This is a genomic window from Rhodoferax sp. (genome assembly GCF_011391645.1).
Lineage (GTDB): Bacteria > Pseudomonadota > Gammaproteobacteria > Burkholderiales > Burkholderiaceae_C > Rhodoferax.
The window spans coordinates 1-9,625 of sequence record NZ_JAABQC010000102.1 but is presented as its reverse complement, the minus strand read 5'-3'; the positions used below and the strand labels follow the sequence as shown (position 1 = coordinate 9,625).

Genomic DNA, 9,625 nt, shown 5'->3' with positions numbered 1-9,625 from the left:
TCAAGAAACACAAGCTCATGGTGCCGCGTTGCGCCCGCACCGGCCAGGTGATCGAGCCGATGCTGACCGACCAGTGGTTTGTGGCGATGAGCAAAGTGTCAGACCAGGACCCCACCGGAAAATCCATCACCCAAAAAGCCATCGACGCGGTGCAGTCGGGTGAAGTGCGTTTTGTGCCAGAGAACTGGGTCAACACCTACAACCAGTGGATGAACAACATTCAGGACTGGTGCATCAGCCGCCAGCTCTGGTGGGGCCATCAGATTCCGGCCTGGTACGACGAAGACGGCAAGGTTTACGTGGCGCGCAACGAGGCCGACGCTCAGGCCCAGGCTCCCGGCAAAACGCTCAAGCGTGACGAAGACGTGCTCGACACCTGGTATTCCAGTGCGCTGGTGCCGTTCAGCACCATGGGCTGGGGAAACGATGCCTCAATCACCACCGACGCAGCGCATCTGAGCCAGGTCGGCACGGGCTCCGGTCTGAGCGATCCAGAGGTCAAGACAGCTCTGAACGACATCGACCTTTACCTTCCCTCCAGCGTGTTGGTCACCGGCTACGACATCATCTTCTTCTGGGTCGCCCGGATGATCATGATGACCACCCACTTCACCGGCCAGGTGCCGTTCAAACACGTTTACATCCACGGTTTGGTGCGCGACGCCCAAGGCCACAAGATGAGCAAGAGTGAGGGCAATGTGCTCGACCCGGTCGACCTGATCGATGGCATCGCCCTGCCCGAACTGCTGTTCAAGCGCGCCGAAGGCCTGCGCAAACCCGAGACTGCGCCCCAGGTGCGCAAAAACACCGAGAAAGAATTCCCTTCCGGCATTCCGGCTTTTGGCGCCGATGCACTGCGTTTCACTTTTGCGTCTTTGGCCTCGCTGGGCCGCAACATCAATTTCGACACCAAGCGCTGTGAGGGCTACCGCAACTTCTGCAACAAGCTCTGGAACGCCAGCCGTTTTGTGCTGATGAACTGCGAGGGCCAGGACTGCGGCCTGAACGATCACACTGCGGCTGAATGTGCCGTGGGTGGCTACCTGGAATTCAGCGCGGCCGACCGCTGGATCGTGTCGCTGTTGCAGCGCGTGGAGGCCGATGTGGCCAAGGGCTTTGAAGAGTACCGTCTCGACAACGTGGCCAGCACCATTTACGACTTTGTCTGGAACGAGTTCTGCGACTGGTACCTGGAAATTGCCAAGGTGCAAATCCAGCAGGGCAATGCCGCGCAACAGCGCGCCACCCGTCGCACGCTGATCCGCACGCTGGAAACCATCCAACGCCTGGCGCACCCGATCATCCCGTTCGTGACCGAAGAACTGTGGCAAAAGATTGCCCCGGTGGCAGGGCGTGCCGGCCTCTCGGTGGCCATTGCTGCTTACCCGGTGAGCCAGCCCGAGCGCATTGACGAAGCAGCGATTGCCCATGTGACCAAACTCAAGCAGCTGGTCGATGCCTGCCGCAACCTGCGCGGCGAGATGAGCGTGTCGCCCGCCACCCGCCTGCCGCTGTTTGCCATTGCAGGGTCAGCCGCTGAGGCAGCGTTCATCACACAGGCGGCGCCCGTGCTACAGGCGCTGGCCAAGCTCAGCGAAGTGCGTGTGTTTGAAGACGAGGCCGCTTGGGCCGCCGCCGCACAGGCCGCGCCGGTAGCGGTGGTAGGCGAGGCGCGCATCTGCCTGTTCATGGAGATTGACGTGGCCGCAGAAAAAGCGCGGCTGGGCAAGGAGTTGGCGCGGCTGGAGGGCGAAATCGTCAAGGCCCACGGCAAACTGGGCAACGAGTCTTTTGTGGCCCGGGCGCCGGCCGCCGTGATTGATCAGGAGCGCAAGCGCCTGGCAGACTTTGAGGCCACCGTTGGCAAGATCAGAGACCAATTGGCGCGTCTGGACTGAAGCTGCCTGCGTCAATACAGAATGCGGCAACGAATGGTTTGCGGCACAGCGCAGAGCTCACCCAGCGCCGCCTGGCTGGCCGCACTGTCCACGTCAATCACCACGTAACCGATTTCCTCATTGGTGCTGAGGTACTGGGCGGCAATGTTGATGCCGGCGGCTGACAGCCGCTCATTGACGTGTGCCAGCACACCGGGGACGTTGCGGTGGATGTGCAGCAAGCGGCTGCGCCCGGTGTGCGCGGTGTGTACAGGTAGAGCCACCTCGGGAAAGTTGACCGCCGAAGTGGTTGAGCCGTTGTCGCTGTAGCGGATCAGCTTGGCCGCGACCTCGGTGCCAATATTGACTTGCGCCTCCAGCGTCGAGCCGCCAATGTGCGGGGTCAGGAGCACATTGTCAAAACGCGTGAGCGGCGAGACAAACGCCGAATCATTGCCTTGCGGCTCAAGCGGAAATACGTCAATGGCGGCGCCGTGCAAATGGCGGTTTTGCAGCGCTGCGGCCAGCGCGTCAATGTCGACCACGCTGCCGCGCGAGGCATTGATCAGGTGGCTGCCGGGTTTCATGGTCGCCAGTTGCGCCGCGCCGATCATGCCGGCGGTCTCGGGGGTTTCCGGCACATGCAGGCTGACCACGTCGGCCGCACCCAGCAGGGCATCCAGGCTGCCCATGGCCTGTGCATTGCCCAGCGGCAGCTTGGCCTCGATGTCGCTAAACAGCACGCGCATGCCCAACTGCTCGGCCAGCACGCCAATTTGCGTGCCGATGTGGCCGTAGCCAATGAGGCCCAGCGTTTTGCCGCGCACCTCATAAGAATCGGCCGCGCTCTTGACCCAGCCGCCGCGGTGCAGGATGGCGTTTTTTTCGGGGATGCCGCGCATCAGCATGATGATTTGCGCCAGCACCAGTTCGGCCACGCTGCGGGTGTTGGAAAACGGGGCATTGAACACCGGGATCCCCAGGCGCATGGCGGCTGTCAGGTCCACTTGGTTGGTGCCAATGCAAAAGCAGCCAATGGCGGCCAGCTGCCGCGCGTGCTGCAGCACTTCTTCGGTCAGTTGGGTGCGCGAGCGGATGCCCAGAAAATGGGCGTCGTTGATGGCGTCATGGAGGTCCTGACCCGCCAGTGCCTTGGCGTGGGCCACGATGCGGGTGTAGCCCGCGTCTTGCAGGGCCTGGACCGCGGAGGGGTGAATGCCTTCGAGTAAAACAGCTTTGAGTCCGCTTTTCGGGGCGGCTGAATCGATGGATTTCTGGATCATGTCAATTTTGAAGAGGGGGTTAAAAAATGCACAGGAGCGGCGCCCCCGTGGCATCAAATTGCGTCAATCACGGGCGGACGGTGCAACTCGACGCGTTGCGGGCCGGTGTGGCCGCCATTAACGGGCACCAGCAAATCAGCCAGCGTGTAGCGGCACAGATGGGTCATGAAGCTTTCCAGTGCGCCGCGCATGATGCCGGTCAGCTGGCAATTGCCGCTGAGCTGGCAGGCGTTGGCGGCGTCGCTGGCCAGGCATTCAACAATCACGAAGTCCGGCTCGATGCTCTTGACAACGGCACCCAGGTTGATCTGGTCTGGCGCTGCGGCCAGCCGCATTCCGCCACCCTTGCCGCGCACGGTTTCAAGCCAGCCAGCACGGGCCAACTGGTGCGTGATCTTCATCAGGTGCGCCTCTGAAATGGCATGCGCGCGGGCCACCTCGGAGATGGTGCACAGGCGCTGCGGGTTGCGCGCCACATGCATCAGCAGACGCATCGCGTAATCGCTCATGACGGTCAAACGCATGAGGCGGTGGCCTCCATGGCAGCAAAAAATCGGGGTTCAAGGTCAGGGCGCATCAGGCGGCAATCACTTCGAGGTCGGGCTCCAGCGTGTGCAGCAGATTCTGAATGCCTTGCAGCGTGCCGGAAATTGAACTCGGACAGGTGCCGCACGCGCCCTGGTAATGCACCACCAGCTGGTTGCCGGAGAGGCTCAGCACATGCAGATCGCCACCATCACTTTGCAGGTAGGGCCGGATTTGCTGGTCCAGCACCAGTTCGATGTCGTCCAGGCGCTGCTGGTCTTGCGGGCTCAAATCGGCGACGCTGGCGCGCGCTTCAAAAACAGCCGCCGCCGACTGCTCAGCGGCGGCTGGCGCAGCGCGCAAAGGGGGGGCAATCTCGCGCAACAGGCCATCCCAATCGGCCTGGCCGTCCTGCGTCACGGTGAGCCAGCGGTCCACATAAAACACGTTGCTCACATGCGGTATGGCGAACAGCGCGCTGGCCAGCGCGTCGCCCTGCGCCTGCCCGGCGTTTTCATACGACCGGGCGACGCCCCAGGTGAGCGGCTCGCGCAAAACGAATTTCTTGGCATTCGGATTTGGCGTGTTTTCGATGTCGGCGATCTTTGGCATGGGGTTGTCCTGTCTGTCAAGCCGTTGACCTCAGGCATCGCCCAGCGGCGTGTGCATCGGGTCGGCGTCTGCCTCGGTGGAGGTGCTGGGTTCGGCATTGAAGGCGGCCTGTAGCGTGTGCCAGGGCAAAATGGCGCACTTGACACGCATTGGCAACGCGCTGATGCCCGAGAACACCGCCAGCCGGCCGATATGCGGGTTGTCCTGCGCTGCCACCCGGCCGGTCGCCATATCAACAAATTCGTGGATCAGCGTTTTGGCATCATCCGCGCGCTTGCCCTTGACCGCTGCCGTCATCATGGAGGCCGAGGCTTTGCAAATGGCGCACGACTCGCCATGAAACGCAATGCGCTCCACGGTATCGTCCTTGAGTTCCAGCGCCACATGAATGTGGTCGCCACACAGCGGGTTCACCCCTTCAGCATGATGGCTGGGGTGCTCCAACTCGCCGTAATTGCGCGGCTTGCGGTTGTGGTCCAGGATCACCTCCTGGTACAGGGCTTTGGGGTCGGAGCTCATGCGAACACCTTTTGAACTGTGCGAACGCCTGCCACCAGCGCGTCCACATCAGCGTGCGTGTTGTAGAACGCAAAGGAAGCACGCGAGGTGGCGACCACGCCCAGGCGCTTCATCAGGGGTTGCGCGCAGTGGTGGCCGGTGCGAACCGCCACACCCTCCTGGTTGAGCAGGGTGCCCACGTCGTGCGGATGAATGCCCTGCACGACGAAGGACAGCACCGCCGCCTTGCTTTGCGCGGTGCCGATCAAACGCACGCCGGGCAACGCCCCCAACTGTTCAGTGGCATCAAGCAGCAGGTCATGCTCGTGCGCGGCAATCGCCGCCATGCCGATGCCGGTGAGGTAGTCCACGGCGGCGGCCAGTCCGATGGCGGCGGCAATCGGCGGCGTGCCGGCCTCGAACTTGTTGGGGATCGGGGCGTAGGTGGTTTTCTCAAAAGTGACGGTATGGATCATGTCGCCGCCGCCCTTGAACGGCTGCATGGCTTCCAGCAGCGCAGCCCGGCCATACAAAATGCCGATGCCGGTCGGTCCGCACAGCTTGTGGCCCGAGAATGCATAGAAATCGCAGTCCAGGTCCTGCACGTCCACTGCCAAGTGCGGCGCCGCCTGCGCGCCATCGACCAGCACCGGCACACCGTGGGCGTGGGCGAATGCAATCATCTGTTTCACCGGGTGGATGCTGCCCAGCGCGTTGGAGACATGGCCCACACCCACCAGCCGGGTGCGATCATTGAACAGCGCCTCATACGCGTCGAGCCTCAGTTCACCGGCATCGTTCATCGGCACCACGCGGATCGTGGCGCCTTTTTCAGCCGCCAGCATCTGCCACGGCACGATGTTGGAGTGGTGCTCCAGCACAGACAAAATGATCTCGTCACCCGCCTTGATGTTCTGGCGGCCCCATCCGTGCGCCACCAGGTTGATGCCTTCGGTGGTGCCGCTGGTAAAGATCACCTCGCGCGCTTCAGCTGCGTTGATGAAACGCTGCAGTGTGACGCGTGCTGCCTCATAGGCGGCGGTCGCCGTCTCGGACAGGTAATGCACCGCGCGGTGAATGTTGGCGTGTTCAAAGGTCTGGTAGCGCACCAGCCGGTCAATCACAGCTTGCGGCATTTGGCTTGATGCGGCGTTGTCCAGGTAGACCAGCGGCTTGCCTGCCACTGTGAGTCGCAGGATGGGGAAGTCCGCGCGAATTCTTTGCGCGTCAAAGGTGGTGGGGGATGTGGGCGTTGGCGTGTTGCTCATGGCTGGCCTGTGGTTTGTTCCAGCACGGTCTGCTCAAGCTGGCGCCTCAATGACGCGACCGGAATGCGGTTGATGACTTCGGCGCCAAAGGCATAGGTGAGAAGATTGCGCGCCACCATTTCAGACAAACCCCGGCTTTGCAGGTAAAAAACCTCATCGCTGTCGAGCTGGCCCACGGTGGCGCCGTGCGTGCACTTCACATCATCGGCAAAAATCTCAAGCTGCGGCTGGGTATCAACGTGCGCCCTGCCTGACAGCAGCAGGTTGCGGCTGGACTGTGCCGAGTCTGTTTTTTGCGCACCGGGGCGCACCATCACCTGGCCATTGAACACCGCGTGCGCCGTGCCGCCCACAATGCATTTGTGCAGCTGGCGGCTTGTGCCGTGCGGCTTGGCGTGGTCGATGAAGGTATGGGTGTCAGCCAGTTGCTCGCCGTCGATCAGCGCGAGGCCGTCAAGCAGGCACTCCGAGCCCTCAAAGGTCTGGATCACTTTCAGGTCAAGCCTTGAAGTCTGCCCGCCCAGGGCAACGCTGACCGAGTGGTAGCGGCTGGCCGCGCCGAGCGTCACAGCGCAGCTGGCCATGTGAAAGGCTTGTTTGCTTTCGCGCTGCAGGCGCACATGCGTGGCCTGGGCGTTGGCTTCAAGGACGATTTCGGCCACTGCATTGGTGAAATAGCTGCCGTCATGCAAGGCCACGTAGTCCTCAATCAGCGTCAGCTGGCTGGCGGCACCCGCCACCAGCAGCAGGCGCGGGTGGCTGGCCACATCACGCTGCGTTGAAATGAAAAGCAGATGCACGGGCGCGGCCAGCGCCGTGTCACGCGGGACCAAGAGCACAGCTGCATCCTGCAAAAAGGCGGTGTTGAGCGCTGCAAACAAGGCGTCCTGGCTGGCAACGTGCTGGCCCAAATGTGACTCAAGGCTGCTCGACTGCTTGGCCAGCATGGACGCCAGTGTGCCAACCGCCAGACCCGCGTCAAGGCTGATGCTGGAGAGTTGCGGCGCATGCACACCATCCACAAACACCAGCCGCGTGCTTGCCTCTGCTATCTGCAGGTGCACGATGTCGCGCGGCTGAAGCTGGGTCGGCTTGCGCAGCGGCTGAAAGGATTGCTGAGAAAAGTTGGCCAGCGGGGTAAAGCGCCAGGCCTCGTCATGCGTGCTCGGCAGTTGGAGTGCATGAGCGCGCTCCAGCGCCCGGGCGCGCAGGAGTTTGAGCCAGTCCGGCTGGGTGCCGGCCGCGCTGCCCAGCGGCAAGGCCAGGCTGGCGAGCAGGCTGTCTAGCACGTCAGCATCCGGGGCCAATGCGGTGCTCATGCCACGGCTCCCGCAGCCTCGGCTTCGGCCTCGATCCAGTCGTAACCGCGCTCTTCAAGTTCGAGCGCCAACTCTTTGCCGCCGGTGCGAATGATGCGCCCGCCGCTCATCACATGCACATAGTCGGGCACGATGTAGTTCAGCAGGCGCTGGTAGTGGGTGACCAGCACAATCGCGTTGTCCTTGTTGGCCAGGTGATTGACGCCTTGCGACACCACACGCAGCGCATCGATGTCCAGGCCTGAATCGGTCTCATCCAGAATGGCCAGGCTGGGTTCCAGCAGCGCCATTTGCAGAATTTCGTTGCGCTTTTTCTCGCCGCCAGAAAAACCCTCGTTGACACTGCGCTCCAGAAACTCGGGGCTCATCTCCAATAGCTTCATCTTCTCGCGCACCAGGTCATCAAACTCCAGCGGGTCGAGTTCGTCCTTGCCGCGCTCCGCCTGCACCGTGTTGTAAGCCAGCCGCAAAAACTGGCTGTTGCCGACACCGGGGATTTCAATCGGGTACTGAAAGGCCAGAAAGACGCCGGCACGGGCGCGTAGCTCTGGCGCCAGTTCCAGCAGGTTCTTGCCTTCAAACAGCACCTCGCCGCCCGTCACCTGGTAGGCGGTGTGGCCCGCCAGCACTTTGGCAAACGTGCTCTTGCCCGAGCCGTTGGGGCCCATGATGGCATGCACTTCGCCGCGCTTGACCGTGAAGTCCAGGCCTTTGAGGATTTCGGTGCCGTTGATGCTGGCGCACAGGCCGCGCACCTCCAGCAAAGTTGGGCTATTTTGAATCATCATCCGACGCTCCCTTCCAGTTTGAATCCGAGTAATTTGGTGGCTTCAACCGCGAACTCCATCGGCAATTGTTGAAACACGTCCTTGCAAAAACCATTGATGATCATCGACACCGCTTCTTCGGCGCCAATGCCGCGCTGGGCAAAATAGAACATCTGGTCTTCGCCAATTTTGGAGGTCGACGCCTCGTGCTCCCCGCGGGCGCTGGGGTTGCGCACCTGAATGTACGGAAAGGTGTTGGCGCTGCACCTGGCGCCCACCAGCATCGAGTCGCATTGCGAATAATTGCGTGCGTTGGTGGCCCCCGGCATCACCTTGACCAGGCCGCGGTAGCTGTTGCTCGACTGACCCGCCGAGATGCCCTTGCTGACGATGGTGCTGCGCGTGTTTTTGCCGATGTGGATCATCTTGGTGCCGGTGTCGGCCTGCTGGTGGTGGTTGGTCACCGCCACCGAGTAAAACTCGCCCACCGAGTTGTCGCCCAGCAAAATGCACGACGGGTACTTCCAGGTGATGGCCGAGCCGGTCTCCACCTGGGTCCACGAAATGCGCGAATTGACGCCCTTGCACAAGCCGCGTTTGGTGACAAAGTTGTAGATGCCGCCCACGCCGTTTTCATCGCCCGCGTACCAGTTTTGCACCGTGGAGTACTTGATGTCGGCGTTGTCCAGCGCCACCAGTTCCACCACCGCGGCGTGCAACTGGTTGGTGTCGAATTGCGGCGCGGTGCAGCCTTCCAGGTACGACACCGACGCGCCCTCTTCGGCCACGATCAGCGTGCGCTCGAACTGGCCGGTGTCCTGGGTGTTGATGCGAAAGTAGGTGGACAGGTCCATCGGGCACTTGACGCCCTTGGGGATGAAGCAGAATGAGCCGTCGGTGAACACCGCCGAATTCAGCGCGGCGTAATAGTTGTCGGCCGACGGAACCACAGTGCCGAGGTATTTTTTGACCAGTTCGGGGTGGTTTTGCACCGCCTCGGAGATCGAGCCAAAAATGATGCCGACCTCGGCCAGCTTGGCCTTGTAAGTGGTGGTGACCGAGACACTGTCAAAAATCACATCGACCGCCACGCCGGCTAGCGCCGCGCGCTCGTGCATCGGCACGCCAAGCTTCTCGAAGGTGCGCAGCAACTCGGGGTCGACCTCGTCCATGCTCTTGAGTTTGGCCTTGGGCTTGGGCGCCGCGTAGTAGCTGATGGCCTGGAAATCGATCTTGGGGTACTTGACATTGGCCCACTCGGGTTCTGTCATGGTCAGCCAGTGGCGATACGCCTTGAGGCGAAAGTCAAGCAGCCACTCGGGCTCATTTTTCTTGCTTGATATCAGTCGGATGGTGTCTTCATTCAGACCCTTGGCCGCCACGTCAGATTCGATGTCGGTGACAAAGCCATGCTTGTAGGGCTGGTTGACCAGGTTGTCGAGAATGGCGCTCATGGGGCGGCTCCCTTGCCGGGGC

9 protein-coding genes are annotated in these 9,625 nt (G+C 61.9%); 1 reads left to right on the top strand and 8 read right to left on the bottom strand.

The features are described 5' to 3' along the window. The coding region (locus GPS82_RS11790) for a class I tRNA ligase family protein (RefSeq protein WP_296494917.1) at positions 1–1,898 on the top strand (1,898 nt) is incomplete at its 5' end. Between the two features lie 11 nt (positions 1,899–1,909). On the opposite strand, the gene serA is transcribed toward GPS82_RS11790, so the two are convergent. The 8 genes from serA to sufB are packed head-to-tail and all read right to left on the bottom strand — an operon-like array spanning position 1,910 to position 9,603. Further along, positions 1,910–3,160 carry a phosphoglycerate dehydrogenase gene (serA, locus tag GPS82_RS11785; protein WP_296494914.1) on the bottom strand — a complete coding sequence of 417 codons (1,251 nt, stop codon included), beginning with the start codon at positions 3,158–3,160 and terminating at the stop codon, positions 1,910–1,912. A 53-nt stretch (positions 3,161–3,213) separates the two neighbouring features. Further along, on the bottom strand, positions 3,214–3,684 hold the full coding sequence (locus GPS82_RS11780; protein ID WP_296494911.1) for an Rrf2 family transcriptional regulator: 471 nt from the start codon (positions 3,682–3,684) through the stop codon (positions 3,214–3,216). 52 nt (positions 3,685–3,736) lie between these two features. After that, positions 3,737–4,297, bottom strand: a complete 561-nt coding sequence (locus tag GPS82_RS11775; protein ID WP_296494909.1) for a NifU family protein — start codon at positions 4,295–4,297, stop codon at positions 3,737–3,739. 30 nt (positions 4,298–4,327) lie between these two features. Further along, positions 4,328–4,816, bottom strand: coding sequence for a Fe-S cluster assembly sulfur transfer protein SufU (gene sufU, locus GPS82_RS11770; RefSeq protein WP_296494908.1), 489 nt, complete (start codon positions 4,814–4,816; stop codon positions 4,328–4,330). Further along, positions 4,813–6,063 (bottom strand): cysteine desulfurase, encoded by a 1,251-nt coding sequence (locus GPS82_RS11765; protein WP_296494906.1) that lies wholly within the window; start codon positions 6,061–6,063, stop codon positions 4,813–4,815. Before GPS82_RS11765 ends, sufU begins: the two co-directional genes overlap by 4 nt. Next, entirely contained in the window at positions 6,060–7,382 is a 1,323-nt protein-coding gene (sufD, locus tag GPS82_RS11760) for a Fe-S cluster assembly protein SufD (protein ID WP_296494904.1), read from the bottom strand. The genes GPS82_RS11765 and sufD overlap by 4 nt, the downstream gene beginning before the upstream one ends. Next, positions 7,379–8,170, bottom strand: coding sequence for a Fe-S cluster assembly ATPase SufC (gene sufC / locus GPS82_RS11755; protein ID WP_296494901.1), 792 nt, complete (start codon positions 8,168–8,170; stop codon positions 7,379–7,381). The genes sufD and sufC overlap by 4 nt, the downstream gene beginning before the upstream one ends. Continuing rightward, complete coding sequence (sufB, locus tag GPS82_RS11750) at positions 8,167–9,603, bottom strand: Fe-S cluster assembly protein SufB (RefSeq protein WP_296494899.1); 1,437 nt, start codon at positions 9,601–9,603, stop codon at positions 8,167–8,169. Before sufB ends, sufC begins: the two co-directional genes overlap by 4 nt. Between the last annotated feature and the right edge of the window lie 22 nt (positions 9,604–9,625).